The 16,448-nt window shown below is 73.7% G+C and carries 13 protein-coding genes; 5 read left to right on the forward strand and 8 right to left on the reverse strand.

Going from position 1 to position 16,448, the window contains the following annotated elements; all coding sequences use genetic code 11:
• The first annotated feature begins 393 nt into the window (after nucleotides 1-393).
• Genes ACZ6ZI_RS38100 through ACZ6ZI_RS38110 form a run of 3 tightly spaced genes read left to right on the forward strand, consistent with a single transcriptional unit; the run spans nucleotide 394 to nucleotide 3,443 of the window.
• Nucleotides 394-1,296 carry an endonuclease/exonuclease/phosphatase family protein gene (locus ACZ6ZI_RS38100; RefSeq protein ID WP_469529293.1) on the forward strand — a complete coding sequence of 301 codons (903 nt, stop codon included), beginning with the start codon at nucleotides 394-396 and terminating at the stop codon, nucleotides 1,294-1,296.
• 38 nt (nucleotides 1,297-1,334) lie between these two features.
• Nucleotides 1,335-2,093 (forward strand): two-component system response regulator CseB, encoded by a 759-nt coding sequence (gene cseB / locus ACZ6ZI_RS38105; protein ID WP_469529210.1) that lies wholly within the window; start codon nucleotides 1,335-1,337, stop codon nucleotides 2,091-2,093.
• Nucleotides 2,094-2,108: 15 nt separating this feature from the next.
• Nucleotides 2,109-3,443: a sensor histidine kinase gene (locus ACZ6ZI_RS38110; protein WP_469529212.1), complete on the forward strand. Its 1,335-nt coding sequence runs from the start codon at nucleotides 2,109-2,111 to the stop codon at nucleotides 3,441-3,443.
• 104 nt (nucleotides 3,444-3,547) lie between these two features.
• Here the strand turns inward: ACZ6ZI_RS38110 and ACZ6ZI_RS38115 are convergent, their stop codons facing one another.
• Nucleotides 3,548-4,834 carry a DUF6357 family protein gene (locus ACZ6ZI_RS38115; RefSeq protein ID WP_469529295.1) on the reverse strand — a complete coding sequence of 429 codons (1,287 nt, stop codon included), beginning with the start codon at nucleotides 4,832-4,834 and terminating at the stop codon, nucleotides 3,548-3,550.
• Nucleotides 4,835-4,876: 42 nt separating this feature from the next.
• The gene (locus tag ACZ6ZI_RS38120) at nucleotides 4,877-5,530 is read right to left on the reverse strand and encodes a hypothetical protein (protein ID WP_469529214.1); all 654 of its coding nucleotides are present in this window, start codon (nucleotides 5,528-5,530) and stop codon (nucleotides 4,877-4,879) included.
• Between the two features lie 319 nt (nucleotides 5,531-5,849).
• Between ACZ6ZI_RS38120 and ACZ6ZI_RS38125 the strand changes: the two genes are divergently transcribed.
• The gene (locus ACZ6ZI_RS38125) at nucleotides 5,850-6,632 is read left to right on the forward strand and encodes a lysophospholipid acyltransferase family protein (RefSeq protein ID WP_469529216.1); all 783 of its coding nucleotides are present in this window, start codon (nucleotides 5,850-5,852) and stop codon (nucleotides 6,630-6,632) included.
• Nucleotides 6,633-6,653: 21 nt separating this feature from the next.
• Here ACZ6ZI_RS38125 and ACZ6ZI_RS38130 read toward each other — a convergent pair whose 3' ends face one another.
• The 6 genes from ACZ6ZI_RS38130 to ACZ6ZI_RS38155 all read right to left on the reverse strand — a co-directional run bounded on the left by ACZ6ZI_RS38130 (nucleotide 6,654) and on the right by ACZ6ZI_RS38155 (nucleotide 15,476).
• Nucleotides 6,654-8,096 carry a hypothetical protein gene (locus ACZ6ZI_RS38130; RefSeq protein WP_469529217.1) on the reverse strand — a complete coding sequence of 481 codons (1,443 nt, stop codon included), beginning with the start codon at nucleotides 8,094-8,096 and terminating at the stop codon, nucleotides 6,654-6,656.
• Between the two features lie 115 nt (nucleotides 8,097-8,211).
• The gene (locus ACZ6ZI_RS38135) at nucleotides 8,212-9,738 is read right to left on the reverse strand and encodes a lipase family protein (protein WP_469529219.1); all 1,527 of its coding nucleotides are present in this window, start codon (nucleotides 9,736-9,738) and stop codon (nucleotides 8,212-8,214) included.
• Nucleotides 9,739-10,030: 292 nt separating this feature from the next.
• Nucleotides 10,031-11,260: an alpha/beta hydrolase family protein gene (locus tag ACZ6ZI_RS38140; RefSeq protein WP_469529220.1), complete on the reverse strand. Its 1,230-nt coding sequence runs from the start codon at nucleotides 11,258-11,260 to the stop codon at nucleotides 10,031-10,033.
• 383 nt (nucleotides 11,261-11,643) lie between these two features.
• Complete coding sequence (locus ACZ6ZI_RS38145; RefSeq protein WP_469529222.1) at nucleotides 11,644-13,524, reverse strand: serine/threonine-protein kinase; 1,881 nt, start codon at nucleotides 13,522-13,524, stop codon at nucleotides 11,644-11,646.
• 212 nt (nucleotides 13,525-13,736) lie between these two features.
• On the reverse strand, nucleotides 13,737-14,780 hold the full coding sequence (locus tag ACZ6ZI_RS38150) for a hypothetical protein (RefSeq protein WP_469529224.1): 1,044 nt from the start codon (nucleotides 14,778-14,780) through the stop codon (nucleotides 13,737-13,739).
• A gap of 432 nt (nucleotides 14,781-15,212) precedes the next feature.
• On the reverse strand, nucleotides 15,213-15,476 hold the full coding sequence (locus ACZ6ZI_RS38155) for a hypothetical protein (protein ID WP_469529227.1): 264 nt from the start codon (nucleotides 15,474-15,476) through the stop codon (nucleotides 15,213-15,215).
• A 194-nt stretch (nucleotides 15,477-15,670) separates the two neighbouring features.
• On the opposite strand from ACZ6ZI_RS38155, the gene ACZ6ZI_RS38160 reads away from it, so the two are divergent.
• The gene (locus tag ACZ6ZI_RS38160) at nucleotides 15,671-16,219 is read left to right on the forward strand and encodes a hypothetical protein (RefSeq protein ID WP_469529228.1); all 549 of its coding nucleotides are present in this window, start codon (nucleotides 15,671-15,673) and stop codon (nucleotides 16,217-16,219) included.
• Nucleotides 16,220-16,448 lie beyond the last annotated feature (229 nt).

The raw sequence follows: 16,448 nt of genomic DNA on the forward strand, positions 1-16,448 counted from the left end.
CATGACGTGGTCTAACAAGTGGCCCGGCTCGATGGGGTGGACGTGCGCCCACACCGTAATGCCCACCCCGGGGCGGGGGCCCCCCCCCCCCCCCCCCCGGGGCCCCCCGCCCCCCCCGGGGCGCGCCGGCCCCGTACCGACCACCGACCGATACCCAGCCGAAACACAACCGGAGGGCCCTCGAAGGGCTCTCCTGACGCCCCGGAAGCGCGCCCCTCCGATGCTGTGCCGGTACCCGATCACCGGTGTACGCGACATCGGAAGGCGAATGCCGTGCAGAGCAGCACCCCGTACCGTTCCGAGACCAACGCCGACGAGCGGCCGCCGGGCCCGCCTCCGCCCCTCGCCGACGCCCCCACCCGCGCACTCGTCCCCACCGGCCCGGGCCGGTGGATCGCCGCCGGCGCGGTGTGCGCGGCCCTGACGATGGCCCTGCACACCTGGATCCCGAACGCCGTCCTCAACCTCGGCAGCCTCTTCCAGACCTTCCTCCCCTGGGCCGGGCTGAGCGTTCCCGTCCTCCTCGTGGCGGCGGCCGTACGCCGCTCCCGCCTCGCGGCCGCCGCCACCCTGGCCCCCGTGATCGTCTGGGGCTTCCTCTTCGGAGGGACCCTCGCCGACAAGCGGTCCGAGCGGTCGGGCGGCGGGAACCTCACCGTCGTCAGCCACAACGTCGACGAGGCGAATCCCGATCCCGCCCGGACCGCGCGAGCGCTCGCCGCGTCGGGCGCGGACGTGCTGGCCCTGGAGGAGATGTCCGAAAAGGCCACACCCGTCTACGAACGCGAACTCGCCGCCGGCTACCCCTACCGCTCCGACACCCTCGGCGTCCGCCTGTGGAGCAAGCACCCGATGAGCGGCGTGGAAGCGGTCCCGATCATGCCGTGGACGCGCGCCGTACGGGCCACCGTGGAGACCCCGGGCGGCCCCGTCGCGGTCTACGCCGCCCACCTCGCCTCCGTACGCGTGACCCCGACCGCCGGATTCACCACCGCCCGCCGCAACGACGCGGCCCGCGAGCTCGCCACCGCCGTACGGGCCGAGCCGCTGGCCCGGGTCGTCGTGATGGGCGACTTCAACGGGACCGCGGAGGACTCCGCCCTGCGACCGGTGACCTCCGGGCTGACCTCCGCACAACGCGAGGCGGGCGCGGGCTTCGGCTTCACCTGGCCCGCGTCGTTCCCCGTGGTCCGCATCGACCAGATCCTCGTGAAGGGGATGGACGCGACCTCCTCGTGGACCCTTCCCGCCACCGGCAGCGACCACCTCCCCGTCGCCGCCACCTTCCGGCTGTGACCCCACCGCAAGCCCACTGACTAGGATGGACTCCGTAAATGTCCGTATCCGAGCAGGTAGGTGGCGTGTCGGCACCCCGGGTCCCGGACCCCGTCAGCGTCCTCGTCGTCGAGGACGACGCCACCATCCGCCGCGCCGTACAACTGTCGCTGGAGCGGTACGGCTATCAGGTCGCGGTGGCCGCGGACGGACTGGACGGCCTGGAGGCCTTCCGGGCCGGCGGGCACGACCTGCTGATCCTGGACGTGATGCTGCCCGAACTCGACGGCATCGGACTGTGCCGCCGCATCCGCGAGGAGAGCCCGGTCCCGGTCCTGATGATGTCCGCGCGCGGGGACGCCCTCGACGTGGTGTCCGGACTGGAGGCGGGCGCCGACGACTACGTCGTCAAACCCGTCGACACCCCCGTCCTCGTCGCCCGCATCCGCACCCTGCTGCGCCGGGCCACCTTCAAGCCCGCCGAACCGGCGCGTCGAGGGCCCGCCCCCGAGGAGGCCGCGGCGAACCCCGGGCGGCTGGTCTTCGGGGACCTGTCCGTGGACACCCTCGGACTGGAGGTGCACCGGGGCGGACGGCCCGTTCCGCTGACCCCCACCGAGCTGCGGCTGCTGCTGGAGTTCGCGGCGGCCCCCGGCGTCGTCCTCGACCGCCGCCGTCTCCTGCGGGACGTGTGGGACTACGGCTGGGAGGGCGACACCCGGGTCGTGGACCTGTGCGTGCTGCGGCTGCGCAAGAAGATCGGAGCCGGACGCATCGAGACCGTCCGGGGCTTCGGCTACAAACTCGTCCGCGACTGAGGGACCCCCGCACCCATGGCCCTGCTCAACCCGCGCGCCCTGCGCTGGAAGATCGCCGCCCTGACCGCTACCGCCTGCTGCGCGGTGGCCGCCGTGATCGGCGTCCTCGTCCACCGGGCGATGGCCGAACGGAGCGAGCGCACCGGCGACGAACGCCTCTCCGCGAGCCTGGCGGCCGCGGAGCGCGAGTACACCCGCACGGGCAGCGCGCCGCTCGGCGTCGAGGTCCTCACACCGGAGCGGCTCGACCCGCCGCTCGCACGGGCGCTCGCCGCCAAGGACCCGGCCGCCCTGTACGCGACCTGGAACGACCGCAAACCCCCCAACTGGTACTGGACGTGGGCGGCCATGCCCGTCGACGGCGGCCGGGTGCTCGTCGCCCGGACGGACATGAGCTCCGAGGTACGCGGCCTCCAACTCCTGGACCGCAGCATCGTCAAGGCCGTGCTCGCCGCCCTGCTGGTCGTCGTACCGCTCGCCGCCCTGGCCACCGAACCGATGAACCGCAGACTGCGCCGCGGCTCCCGCACGGCCCGCGCCATCGCCGACGGCGACCTCGACGCCCGGATCGGTCCGGGCGGCCGGGCCCGCGACGAGATCACCGAGATGTCGGCGGCCGTGGACGAGATGGCCGCGGCCCTCCAGCGGAAACTGGAGGACGAGCGCCGCTTCACCGCCGACGTCGCGCACGAACTGCGCACCCCGCTGATGGGCTTGTCCACCGCGGCCGGGCTCCTCCCGGAGGGCGACGAGGTGGCCGAGCTCGTCCGGGACCGCGCCCGGGCCCTGAACGGGTTGGTCGAGGACCTCCTGGAGATCTCCCGGCTCGACGCCGGAGCCGAACGGCCCCGGACCGACGCGGTGCCGCTGGGCGAACTCGTCACCGACATCGTCCGCCGCACGGGCACGCCGACCGCCGTGACCGTCCGCACCACCGGGATCCTGGAGACCGACCCGCGCCGGGTGGAACGGATCGTGGTCAACCTCGTCACCAACGCCCACCGGCACGGAGCCGACCCCGTCGAGGTCTCCGTGGAGGCCACCACCACCGGCGCCCGGATCCGCGTACGGGACCACGGGCCCGGCTATCCCGCCACCCTGCTCACGGACGGCCCGCAGCGCTTCCGTACGGGAACCCCCGAGCGCGGGCGCGGCCACGGACTCGGACTGACCATCGCGCTCGGGCAGGCGAAGGTCCTGGGCGCCGAACTCAGCTTCGCGAACGCCCCGGAGGGCGGCGCGGTCGCGACCCTCGCCCTCGCCGCCGCGAGCGGCCCGCCCGCCGGCCGATACGAACCGGAGCGTCCGGGGCAGGCCGAGGCCGGCGCCGTCACGCCCACCGACCCGTAGGCCGGCGCGGTACCGAAGGGCGGCGCGGTTGTGGACGCGCGGACCCCCGTCCCGAAACGCCTGACGACCAGGATCTTCGCGACGGACCCCCGCGCGCGAAGGCGTCAGCGGGCGGCACGCCGGGCTCGGCGGGCGCGTTCGAACTCGGCGACGTCCGACATCCAGGGACCGTACGGGTCGAGTGCGGCGCAGCCGCCGCGGGTGAAGGCGCGGACCAGGTTCCGGTACGCGCCGAGCCCGTCGACGAGGCCGTACTCGACCCGGTACTCCGGATCCCGCCCCTTCCTCCCCGCGCGGGTCGTCGTGATCCGGGCGACGGAGTCCGCGTAGAAGTGGAGCTGGATCCCCTCGCCCCGCTCCTCGTCCTCGATGGTGAACACCTCGTTGTCGGCGGCGGATCGATCGGCGACGAACTGCCAGAACTCCGTGGCGGCGCTGCGCGGCCCGCCCCGCGACCACTTCTTCTCGACGCCCTTGTCGTCGGTGAAGGACAGGGCCGTCTTCCGGTCGCCGTCGGCCTCCGCGCTGTCGGCCTCCGCGCTGTCGGCCCCCGCGTCGTCGGCGCCCGCGTCGTCCTGCGCGGACGTGCTCCTGGAGCGGGCCGCGGTCTCCGTGCACATCAGGAAGCCCACCGTACGCACCGCGTCGTCGACGAGCGCCGGGTGCGCGCGGCGCACGGCCGCCTCGACCGCCGCCGCCACCCGGTCCCACTCCTGCTTGTCCGTGGCGCGGTTGCCCCGACGCGGATCGAGGCCGATCCACATCCCCGCGCACGCCCGCTCCGCGGTGGCGATCACCCGCATCACCTCCGGCAGGAGCGCGCCGTCGACGGCTTCGGGCAGCCGGCGGAGAACCGCGCCGCCGTGCGCGTACCGGCCCGTGTACCGCAGCAGCGCGGCGTCCAGCGGGCCGAGGACGGTTCCGCGGGCGGCGCGACGGCGGTCCGCGTGGTGCTCCCGGGCCCGCTTCTCGTCCGCCGTCGCGGTCGCCGACCGCATCGCGGCACAGACCTGCCCGCGTTCGAGGAGGTCGAGGTCGGCGCCGTGGGCGACGAGCCGGCTCCTGTCCCACCGGACGCGTCGGAAGAGCGCGTCGACGTCCGCGGGCGGGGCGAGGAGGATCGGGTCGAGGAGCCCGACGGCGGCGTCCTCGTCGAGCGGGCCGCCGGTTCCGGCGTCGTCGCACAGGGGGAGGACGGCGCTCCACAGCAGCAGGTGCCGGGGCAGGTCCTCCCGGATCACCGCGAGATGGGACTCCTCGACGGGGAAGGTGAACGTGCGCGGATCGTGGTTGGTGTCGGCCCCGGCACCGAGCATGAGCCTCAGCCCGCCGTCCTCGCGGATCACGACCGGCAGCCACCCGCTGCCGCGGGTGAACACGACGTCTCTCATGGTCATGGGTTCAGGCCCCCTGCGCGGTGGCTCGGCGCCCCGTCACGACCACCGCGCGGACGCGGCGTCCAGCCGTGCGTCGGTACGCACCCACACCTCGCCGCCGGGGGAGCCGGCCGGAGCGTCGACCCGTTCGAGGCCGAGGAACTCGATGAGGGCGAGCAGCTCGGCTCGTTCGGCTCGGTCGTCGTCGACGTCGTGGGAGTCGAAGAAGACGTGGAACCGGTCGCTCGGGTCGACGATGCCCGAATCCGCCCAGATCCGGCCGACCTCTTCGAGCGCCGCCGCCTCCGTGGTGAACGCGGCGGCGCGGGCGGCGCCCCGGGTCTCCGGGGGCGCGTCGAGGTCGCGGAGGTCTCCGAACCACTGGCCGAAGTGGTCGAGGCCGGCGTAGCCGTTCTCGAAGAACAGCATCGCGCTCGGCAGGTGGCGATTGGCCCGGTCGACCCGGAGGTACTCCGACCGGGGGCGGTCCGCCCCTTCGACCCGGGCGACGACACCCTGGTCGGGCATGAGGACCAGACTCTGCCCCGTCGCCTCGTCGGCGATGGTGAAGGTGTCGGAGTTCCGGCTCCGGAAGAACGCGGAGAACGCCACGTAGGCTTCCTGGGCATCGCCCGCGGAGACCTGCTGGGTGCTGCCGTCACCGGCGCCGAAGACGAACCGCTTCGCTCCGGAGGGGTAGGGGCGGGCCATGGGTGTCCTTCGGTCGCGGTGAGTCCCGGCAGCCTAGTCCACTCACCCTGAGGGGACGCGGGCGGCCCGGGCCGCCCAGCCGGCCCCTCGCGGACTCCCGTTCGGTGCCCACGTCCGCCGGGGTTCGGGACGCGGGACGAGCCGGGGGTCGGGACACGGGACGAGCCGGGGGTCGGGACGCGGGACGACCGGACGAACGAAGGGTCGATTCGGCAGTACCCCGAATCCACGTGATCAAAAGGCACTCGGCGACGTTGATCGTGACGGCCCTCGCCGTGAGGGCGCAGGGATGTCCCGTGTGGAAGAAGGGGGAGGCTCGGTGTCCGAGAGCGTGACCGATGTCATCGCGGTCGCCGGCGGCGAGATGCGGTTCCTGCGGAGCATGGCCGCGGACGTCGGAGAGAACGTGTGGGAGCAACTGCTCGAATGGCTCATCGACGACTGGTTCCGGCTGGACGTGTCGGGGCTGGAGAACATTCCCGCCGACGGCCCGGCGGTGCTCGTCGCCAACCACTCCGGTGCCTGGGGGCTGGACGCCTTCGTCCTTCAGAAGACCCTGGTCCGGTCGTTGCGCAGGGAGTTGTCCGTCCTGGCCGCGCCGTTCGTCTTCCGGCTTCCGGTGCTGGGCCGGTACGCCGCCCGCCAGGGCGCCGTACCCGTGGACCAGCGGGCGGCGATGCAGCGGCTGGACGCCGGTGAACTGGTCGCGGTGTTCCCGGAGGGCCTCTCCGGCCTGGAGAAGCCCTTCCGGGAACGCTACCGGCTCCAGCCGTTCAACCCCGGGTTCGCCGTGGCGGCGCTGCACGCCGGGGCGCCGATCGTGCCGGTCACCGTCATCGGGGCGGAGGAGTCCTCGCCCAGGATGGGGGAGGTCCCGGCGCTGGCGAGGTTCCTGGACCTCCCGTACTTCCCGTTGACCTCTCCCTTCCCGTTGCCGGCGAAGTGGCTGATCACCATCGGTGAGCCGATCGTCCCGCCCGAGCGACCGAGGGCCTTCGGCGAGCGCGCGGCGTTGGCCCGAGGGCTCGCGTTGGAGGTCCAGTGCGCCCTGCAGGAGATGGTGGAGCGGGATCGGGAGCGGAGGGACGCCCTGGTGCGGTGACGACCGGGGCGCCCCGGCACCTCAGCCGGTGAGGCGCCGGGCGGCCGTACGGACGTCGGCGGCCGCCCGGGCGCACCGGTCCGCGTGGTCCAGCAGCCGCATCCGGAAGGCCTCGCCGGTCTCGTCACCGCTCCAGCCCGGTGCGGCGGCGCAGTCGGCGAGGTCCCGGGAGAGGGCGTCGAGCCGGTCGGCGTCGGCGCCCGCCCGCACCGCGAACGTGGACGGGCCCGGAGCGCCCGCCGTACCGGGGGCGGTGCCGGGGGAGGGGAACGCGAGCAGCAGGGTGTGCGGGGGCAGGGTGAGCGACACCCGGTCCGGGGTGAGGGACGGGGACAGCAGAACGGGCGGGGCGGTTTCGGTGAAGAACCGGACGATCGCCTCGGCGACCCGCACGGCGAACGCCTCGGCCGCGCAGCCGGTGGCGGACCCGCACAGCGGGGAGACCTGAGCGGCCCATCCCGCGTCCGTCCGGCCCGTCCGGTCCGTCCGGAACCAGCCCGGGGCGGCCAGGATCTCGGTACCGGATTCGACCGCGAGCCCCTCCCAGACAAAGCCGGCCCGCACGCCGTGCACCGCGGCCTCCACCGGCGGGAAGCGGTCCAGGGCGAGGGCCACCGCCCCGGCAGGGTCGCAGGCCGCTCCGGGGACGCCCGCCGCGTGGAGGGCGAGGGCCTGGAGGGCGGTGTCGACGGCCGCCACCGAGACCACGGCCAGGGTGTGGGCCAGCGCCGCCGCGCGCCCGGCCTCCTCGGCGGCCCCCGAGCCCTCCGTACGGGCGGCCGGCACGCCCGGTCCGGCGACCGGCGGACGGGCGAGGGCGGACGCCACGGTGCCGGGCTCCGGGTCGGTCAGATACGGGGCGATCCTGCGGTGCAGCGCGGCGTCCCGGGCGGTGTGGGCGCGGCTGCCCGAGGCGGCCGCGGTCCGCGACAGCAGCTCGCTGAGCAGGGTGTCGTCCGCGGCCGCCTCGCCCACGACCACCCTGCGGGCCGCGCGCGACAGCCCGGACCGCCAGACCTGCCAGGGCAGGGCCCGGCCGTCGCGGTGGGCGGCCCCGGCGAGCCGCCCCAGTTCCTCGGCCTGCGCCCCGGTCGGATCCGGCACGGGCGGCGCGAAATCCCGCGGCAGCGGGACGTGGGGGTGCAGACCGTGCCGCCGGCCCGCGGCGTCGAGGCGTACGGCGGGGGCCAGGGCGTCGGCGGAGGCTCCCGCGGCCAACAGGGCGGCGGCGTCGGCGGGGTCGAGCGGGACGAGGAACGAACCGAACGGGGTCCGCAGCCGGACGGGGCGTCCGGAGCGGCTGCGGCGCAGATGGTCGAGGACCGCTCGGGCCGCGCCCTCACGGGTGAGGGAGTCCAGGCCCAGGGCGCGGGCGGGGGCGTCCGCCCAGGGCAGGCGGTGGGCGAGCATGGCCGCGCTGAACACGGCGTTCTCCAGCGGCCAGGCGGTGGTGGGGGTGGTCATCGGGGGGCGTTCTCCCTCGGGTCACGCGGGGTCACGGACGGGGCGCGGCGGTGCGGGGGTGTGGCGGTGCGGGGCGCGCCTGGGGGCGCGGGGGAGCGGGTGGGCCGGCCGTGGGTCACCTGTCGCGCAGCATGTAGGGCTGGTTGTCGGTGATCTCGCCGTCATAACGGCCGATCAGCGCGTTCACCTGCTCGCGGTAGGGAGCCATCTCGCCGCGCAGGCTGTCCGAGTACGCCTGCGGGGCGTGCGAGAGGGGGTAGTCGTACGTCTCGTCGAGCCAGGCCAACTCCAGCCAGCCGTCCGGGATGTCGTTCGGGGAGGCGGGGCCGCGACCGTCCAGCATCGGGATTACGTCGTGCTTGTTGACCAGGCTGACGACCCGCGTGGTGTGGTCGGCGGGCCGCTTGTTGTCGATCGGGGACCCGAGCGTGACCACATGGGTGATCCGGTACTCGGAGGCCACGTCCACGTCGGAGGCCAGGTTCATCGCGGTCAGCCCGCCCAGGCTGTGCCCGACCAGCATCAGCTCGGATCCCGCCGGTACCCCGGCCCGCAGCAGCAGCTTCCTGACGGCCCGGGTGTAGGTGGTGTCGGTGCGCAGGCAGCCGTCGAAGGCGCCGACCAGGTCCTGTGGGGTGCTGTTGCTCAGCAGGGCGAAGCTGGTGCCGGGGAGCAACAGTACGTACCGCCGCGCGCCGTCCGCGCAGTCGACGCCGCGCAGCAGGACCAGACCGTGGTTGCCGAGGGCGCCGATGTCGTTGACGTAGCTGACGATGTCGTTGCGGGACGTACCGAGGACCTTGGCGAGGATCGGGTCGGGCTCGGCGCGCTCGGCGTGGCCGGGGCCGGGGTTGAGGTACGCGAGGAGGGAGCTGGGCAGGCCGAGGAAGGGGTCGGTGGTGGGGACGCCACCCGCGAGGGTGACCCAGGAGAACTCGTCGTTGAGGGGGTACTCGTCCAACAGGCCGGTCAGCGCCAGCAGTTCCATGATCACCGGGCTGATGGTGGTCAGCGCGCGGGTGACGCCGAGCCGTTCCACCAGGGCGTGCAGGGCGCGGGCCGCCTCCAGCCGGTCTCCGGCGACGAGGGCGCCGGTGAGGCGGCGCGCGTGGGCGGAATCCAGATTGGGGTGGGTGACGGTGGCGGCCTCGATGCGCAGGGCGAAGGCGTCCACCGCCATGGCGACGGCGGCGGGACGGCGCCGCGTCACGTTGCCCGCGACCCGGGCGAGTTCGCCGACCACGCCGCCGTTCGCCCCGAAGCCGAGGCCGGCGGACCCGGTCAGGGCCCGTACGCAGGAGACCGCCGCGCCGACGGCCCAGGCGGGGCGGCGCAGGGCCTGGAGGGCGAAGCGGCCACCGGCCAGGGCGCCGGTGAGGTCGGCCCCGGCCCGCTTGGCCGCGAGGGCCGCGTCGGCGAGCAGGACGGAGGCGGCGATGAGCAGTTCGGTGTCGGTGCGCCCGGCGTTCCCGACCGGGGGCGGCCCGGGCCGTGCGGGGCCGGGTACGCCGGCGGCGGAAGCGTTCGCGCCGTCGGGGGATCCGTCGGGGGATCCGTCGGGGGGGCCGTCGGCGTCTGCCGATGTCGCCCGCTGCCCACAGGAGGGCTGCCGGGTGGGGTTCCGGGTTGCCTGAGGTACCACGTACCGACCTCTCGTCGCGCGAAACGCTGTTCGCGACGCATGCTGGCACCGAACGGGGCGCCTCCGGCGCACTCGTGCGCGCGGACCGGCGCACGCGCCCCACCTCGACCGTCGCGCGCGCCCCACCAGCACCGGTCTCCAGGGCCCGTGGCCGAGCTCCGCGCCTCCCCGCAGGTTCGGGGAATGACACCGCGGCCCTCGGTTGACGGGCGCGCCCCGTCACGCGGTCGAGGCCCCGCCGATGTCCGTCAGAGCGGAACGGGCCCGCGCCGAGCCTGCTGCGCCGGAGGAGTCATCCGATGAAGCGGACGGCGGGGTGGTCCGCGGAGGGCGCGTCCAGCAGGGGGCGCGGGCGTCCCAGCAGCATGTGGTCGAAGAACGCGGTGGTGTAGGCCCGCTGGGCCGTGGTGCTGTGGCGGGGGTCGACGGTGCCGATGAACTGTTCGCGTGTCTGCGCGGGTATGTCCAGTCGTTCGTCCAGCGCGGGCACGATGGTCTGTGCGTCCGTGTAGCTGAAGTGGCCGCCCTCCTCCAGGCTCAGGTCGCGCTTCCAGCCGGTCGAGCGGTCCCAGAACGACTGCCAGGACGGTTTGTTCAGGTGGGTCTGGCTCGCCTTCCCCATGAGCATGAACGGACGGTCGAGTCCTTCGAGGGCCACGGGAAGGAACTCGGTGCCGCTGTACTGGAGCGTGCCGTCCATGTTGATGCCGGCGTCGACGCGGCGGTCCACGCGCATGGCCTCGGCCGCGGTGATGCCGCCGGCCGAGTGGCCGTACATGCCGATCCGGTCGAGGTCCAACGCGCGGCCCAGTCCGGCGGGCAGCCTGCGCCCCTCGGCGTCGGGGTTGTGGCCGGCGCCGATCGCGGTGAGCTCGTCGATGACGAACCGGGTGTCGCGCACCCTGGTGTCGACGGCCTTCTTGACCGTGTCGACTCCAGCCATCGGTTCCTTCCGCAGTTCGACGCGTCCGTTCGGGAACTCCACCGGAGTGGACTCGTGGGTGTGGTCCATGGCGACCACCACGTAGCCGCGGCTCGCCAGCCCCACGGCGGTCGAGGTACCCAGGGCCCGGGGCATGCCGAGGCCCGGCGAGTACAGCACGACCGGACGCTTCGCGCGCCCGTCGGCCGGTGCCCCCGACGCGGCGGCCGTCCGGACGCCGGCCCAGTCCACTCGACCGGGGAGGGCCAGGCCGAAGGAGCCCGACTCGTCCACGGAGCGCGCGGCACCCGGCCGTAGGTACGGCTGCCGGGGATGGCCGCTCGGACGGGCCGGATACCAGACGGTGACCATGAGTTCACGTTTCCGGTCGGTGACCCAGGGATCGACCCGGTCGTCGTCGACGAGGTGGAGTTCGGTCGCGCCGACGGCCAGGCGGCCGGTCGGTTCGGGCAGTTCGAACCGTACGGGCGCGTCGGTTCGCGACGGTGACGTCGAGGGGACGGCGGCGGCGGTGCCCGCGCCGAGGGACAGGGCGAGGACGAGAGCCGCCACGGTGGTCTTCGATGAGGGGGTGCGCATGCCGTCCACTCTCGCTCCGGTCCCGCACCGGGGCATCGTCCCGCAGGGGGAACCGACCCCGACGATCCGCCGACGTCGGCATGGGGCCGCCTCGGGGTTCCGCCCCTCCCCGCGGGCAGAGGCGCGAGCGCGAACCCGCCCCCGATCCCGGTGAAGATCCGCGAAACAGCCCCCCGCCCCACGCCCCCCGCACCCCCGTACGCCGCGTTCGTGCCGGCGCCGATGACGCGGAGGAGCACCCGGTGCGGAGGCCGGCCTGGATCGGGTCGCTCCGACACTCCCTCCGCCGGCACGCCGAACCCCGACTCGCCGTCACCGAAGCCTTCTGGGCATGACTTGAGGGCGCGGCATGGCCCGGGTTCAGAGTTCGGGGTCAAGGCCCGTCAGCGCGGGCCGAACCCCCACGAGCGGCTCGAACCCGAAGCACGCCGGTGCTCCCGCTCCGCCTTGCGGAACCGCTTGCGGGCCTCCGTCGCCTCCCGCGTCAGCCAGTGGCTGCCGCCGAAGGCGGACTCCACCCGGGGGAGCAGCGGCTGGATCATGGCCAGGGCCTGCTCGGGGTCCCCCGCCTCACCGATGCTGCGGGCCACCCGGTACGCCACCTCCGCGTCGCCCCGCTCGGCGAGCTCGCCCAGGTTGGGGTAGATCTGGCGGTACAGGGCGGCGGCCGTATGGAAATCGCCGGTCAGCCACGCGTTGTGCACCACCCGGTAGCGCAGGTCGTCCGACGCGCCCCGGTCGTCGTCCGCCGACAGCAGCTCCGGCACGAGCGGTGCCAGCAGGGCGTACTGTCGGGCCGCTTCCTCGGGAGTGCGCCGCGCCCACGTCTCGTCCAGGACTCCGGAACCGCGGTACGAGGCGCAGGCCAGGTAGTAGCGAGCCGCCAGGGTGACGGAGTCGGAGGGGCCGAGCACCCGGGTGGCCTGTTCGATGACCTCGAGGAGTTCGCCCTCGTACCGGCGGCCGTCGCCGAGGCCGTGCGCCGCCGCCTCGCCGACGCACATGACGCGTGCGGTGATGGTCTCGCGGTGGTCCGCTCCGAACACCCGCATCATGCGCGGCAGGATCCGTTCGAGCACGTCCGGTATCTCTCGGCGGACGGCCCACGCCCACAGGGTCGTGGCCTCCACGGTCAGCCAGTCGTCGGGGCCGAGTTCCGCGGTGAGGTCGTGCGCGAGCACGCGCAGCCGGTCGCCGTAGCCGACCGGACTGTCGTAGCGGGTCGCCACGAGCTGTTCGAGACGCCGGTCCAGCAGGAGGCGGACCGGGTCGCCCGTCGGGTCGGCCGGGGTGCGGACATCGAGTGCGGCCTCGTGGACCGTCGGAAGGTGGGAGGGGCGCGGCGGGATCGGCCCGGGAGTGTCCACAACGGTCGCGGGCGGGTTGCCGGCGGCGGGCCAGGCCGGGACGGCGGGCCGCGCGTGCGCGATGTTCCCCAGGCGGCGGAGCACCTCCTCCGCGTCGGCGGGACGCTGCCGGGGGTCCTTGGCGAGCAGGTCCAGGACCAGCCGGTCGAGCTCGGCGGGTATCCCGGGGCGCAGCCGGCTCGGGGCGGGCGGCGGGACCTGGAGGTGTTGGGCCAGCAGCTCGTGCAGCTCGCCACCGGTGAACGGCAGCCGCCCGGTGAGCAGTTCGGCCATGACGCAGCCCAGGGCGTAGAGGTCGGCGCGCCCGTCCACGGGAACCCCGTCCGCGCCGCCGGTCCAGCGCTCCGGAGCCATGTAGGGGAACGAGCCGATGATCATGCCGGTGGCCGTCAGGTTCGTGAGGGCCGGTGCCGGTCCGCCCTGGGCCTTGGCGATGCCGAAGTCGAGGACCTTCACGACCCCGCTCTCGGTGACCATCACGTTGGCGGGCTTGACGTCCCGGTGCACGATGCCCGCCCGGTGTGCGGTGCCGAGCGCGTCGGCGATGCGCGCCGCCCACTCCAGGACGTCCGCGACCTCGGGGAGACCGGACCTCAGGATGGCGGCGAGGGTGTTTCCCTGGACCAGCTCCATGACCAGGAAGACCATGTCCTGGCCTTCCCGCAGGCCGCGGCCCACGTCGTGGACGGTGGCGATGTTCGGGTGCGAGAGGTTCCCCGCGAGGTTCGCCTCCCGCTCCAGCCGGCGGACGTCGTCAGCGGAACCGGGGTAACCGATCTTGACGGCGATCCACCGGCCGACCCGGTTGTCCCAGGCTCGCCACACCTCCCCGAAGCCTCCGCTGCCGAGCAGTTCCTCCAGCTCGTAACGGCCTTCGATCCGTTCCCGTACCCGCACCCGATGCCTCCTGTTCCGCGGCTCCGTCATTATGCGGGAGGGGTCACGACCGAACGGACGCGGCCGGAACGCGGCGGCTGTGGCGCGACGCGCGTCGCGCCGCGCCCTCGCCCGGTGTGGAGAACGCCGTCACGCCACCGCAGCCCGTCGCAGCCGTCAACGCGTCTGTGAAACGGGGCCTGCTGACGTGTCGTCCGGAGCAGCGGGCGGCCCTAACGGCTCCGTAGCCTCACGCCGTACCTCGTGCGCAGACGGGAGATCTCCCACCAGGCCACCGCCGAGACGGATGCCGGTCCGCCGATCAGGGCGCTGATCTGGAGGAACGGCGGGCCGGGTGGCATTCCGGTCACGGCCAGGTTGATGGCGGCGAGTTCCCAGACCAGTACGCCCGTGAGCAGGGCCGGAAGCGCGGCGTGTACCTCGGAGGTGCCGAAGGCGTGGCGGACCACCGTCGGGGAGGCGAAGCCGACGAAGAGCAGCAGCCACAAGGGAGCCAGGAGCAGGGCGAGCGTGATCAGCGGGGAGGGCAGTACTTCGCCGAGCAGCATCACGCCCACGAAGAGCAGCGGCACGGCCGTGAACGCGCCGAAGTAGCGGAGGGCCGAGCGCACGGCGGGCCGCAGGCGGGTCCGCATGCCCGGCCTCGCGGCCTCGGGTGCGAGCCGGAACAGGAGCAGGATCACCGCGGGCGCGGTGAGGAGCAGCAGCCACGGTGTGATGGCGAGCCGCAGCGTGTACTGCCCCTGGAGCTCGGCGAAGTCCGCCTCGGTTCCGTAGACGACGAGGATCAGCGAGGACGCGACCAGGGCCACCAGGGCCCTGGTCTTCTGCACGCGCAGTACCTGCGGGTCGGGGACGCGTAGGTAGGCGTGCGCGGGGAACGTGGCGTGTGCCCGCACGCGGGCCGAGCGGACCAGCGGGTAGAGGAGGAGGAACAGCAGCACGGGAGAGAAGCAGAACAGGACCGCGACCCACGCGCACCCGGGGACGCGGGTGCGTCGCAGCAGTTCCCGCAGCGTCGGCCAGTCCCCGTCGCGGAACTGCTGCCCCAGCGATCGGGGCCGTGGCGGCCCGTAGGGGTAGGAGGTCGGCGCCCCGGGGTACGGGTACTGGCCGGGCACCGTGTACGGGTTCGAGGCCGGGTACGAGTAGTACGGGTAGGGGCCGGCCTGCGGTGGCATGCCCGGCGGTGGCGGTGCCTGGCCGTTGTGCGGGTGCCACGTCGGGCCGTACGGATTCTGACCGCCGAAACTCACGCCGATTCCTTCCTCACCTGCGGGACGCGTGCGCCGCGGAGGGGGCCGGCACGGCCGACCCAGGGCGGAAGGCCTCACACGGGGTCGCCTGCGACAGCCCCGTACCCGCCCCGGAATCGCCCTGACCTTGCCCCGCCCCCCGAGAGGATCACCTTAGGCGAAACCCTGTGCGCCCACCGACGCCTATCGCAGAGCCCGCGTCCGTCTGCCCACGAGCCTGATCGCCTATCGCCTACGAGACGGCCCTCGAACGACATCGACAACCCCGACACCAGCCGCACGACCCGTGTCCAGGACGCGGGGTCAAGGCCCCTGCCGGTCCTCGCCCCAGCGTGCCTCCGGGCACGATGTGCGCGCTTCGAGGGCACGCTCACACGTCGCGGCGTCTCACGACGAGTACGGCGAGTGCGACCGCGATCAGCGGCCAGAGCGCTACACGATCCAGGAGCCGGGGACCGTGGCGGTGTAGCCCAGGGATCCGGGATCCGGCTCCCAGTTCTGAACCAGGCGCTTCCAGGCGGCCGACACCATCGCGTGGTTGATGTCCGCCGACCAGCGATCGCTCGCCGAGAACACGGGGGGCAGCATGAGCAGGGTGAGGACGCTGGTGACCATGGTCGCGGCGCTGCGCCGGATCAGGACGCCGAGCCCCAGACCGATCAGTGCGCAGACCGGGGCCGGCAACGCGGATGCCACCAGCGCCCGGAGCACCCCGGGGTGGGTGAACGCATCACCAGGCAGCCGTGCCTGCCGTGACGTGCAGCAGCTCGACTCTGCGCCGTGCCGCCCCTGCGGCCCCCGGCAGGCGCCCGGGCCGCCGCAACCTGATGTTCGGACGGCTGGTCAAGCGCCTACCCGTCCTGGACGGCTGCGGGCGATAGGGTCGTGGCATGGACTTGACCGGGAGGGTCTGGGGCGCCACGAACGCGGAGCAGAGTGCGCCGTATCCATGCGACCTCCTGGTGACGGCCCGGTCCGAGGGCTGGACACGGGCCGTCGACGTCGCGGCACCGCCTGGCCTCGTCTTCCGGTGGGTCCGCCAGTTGAGCGTTGCTCCGTACAGCTACGACTGGATCGGCTTCCGCGGCCGCAAGAGTCCGCACGTGCTTCTCCCGGAGCTGCCCGACCTGTCCGTCGGACAGCCGTTCCTCGTCTTCGAGATCGCCGGCTTCACGACCGGCGAGCACATCACCGGCCTGCTTCCCGAGGCATTGGCCAGGCAGCACGGCCAGATGGCCGTGAGCTACACGGTGCGTCGACACGGCGACGGCTCTCGTCTGGTCGTCAAAGTCGTCGCGGAGGTCGGGGAAACAGCGGGCCGAAGGCTGCGTCGGCGGCTCCTCGCCTACGGCGATCTCGTGATGATGCGAAAGCAACTTCTGACTCTCAAGAAGCTGGCCGAAGGCGTTGCGGGATCTGGTTCCAACGCCGCCGAGTAGACGTGGGGTCGGCCCGCTCGATGAACGGTCCGATGCGCACGGCGACGTCCTGACCGCTACCGGGCGTCCACGGCTCCGGGGAGCGTAAGGCGGGGAGCGTCGTAGGGAACCGGGCAACGACGACCTGGTCCTCGGGGTCAAGGCCGGTGGCGGGCGGTGTGGCGCAGCGCCGGAACATGCGGCGCTCATCGGAGCTGCTCGGGTGGGCGGTGAAGACGAGGGCGAGGGC

It is taken from the genome of Streptomyces sp. NPDC103540 (assembly GCF_055584445.1).

Bases quoted from the DNA above. Each gene is read 5' to 3' on its own strand.
- cseB (WP_469529210.1), top strand. From the start codon at position 1,335: ATGTCCGTATCCGAGCAGGTAGGTGGCGTGTCGGCACCCCGGGTCCCG.
- ACZ6ZI_RS38110 (WP_469529212.1), top strand. From the start codon at position 2,109: ATGGCCCTGCTCAACCCGCGCGCCCTGCGCTGGAAGATCGCCGCCCTG.
- ACZ6ZI_RS38115 (WP_469529295.1), bottom strand. From the start codon at position 4,834: ATGAGAGACGTCGTGTTCACCCGCGGCAGCGGGTGGCTGCCGGTCGTG.
- ACZ6ZI_RS38120 (WP_469529214.1), bottom strand. From the start codon at position 5,530: ATGGCCCGCCCCTACCCCTCCGGAGCGAAGCGGTTCGTCTTCGGCGCC.
- ACZ6ZI_RS38130 (WP_469529217.1), bottom strand. From the start codon at position 8,096: ATGACCACCCCCACCACCGCCTGGCCGCTGGAGAACGCCGTGTTCAGC.
- ACZ6ZI_RS38140 (WP_469529220.1), bottom strand. From the start codon at position 11,260: ATGCGCACCCCCTCATCGAAGACCACCGTGGCGGCTCTCGTCCTCGCC.
- ACZ6ZI_RS38160 (WP_469529228.1), top strand. From the start codon at position 15,671: ATGGACTTGACCGGGAGGGTCTGGGGCGCCACGAACGCGGAGCAGAGT.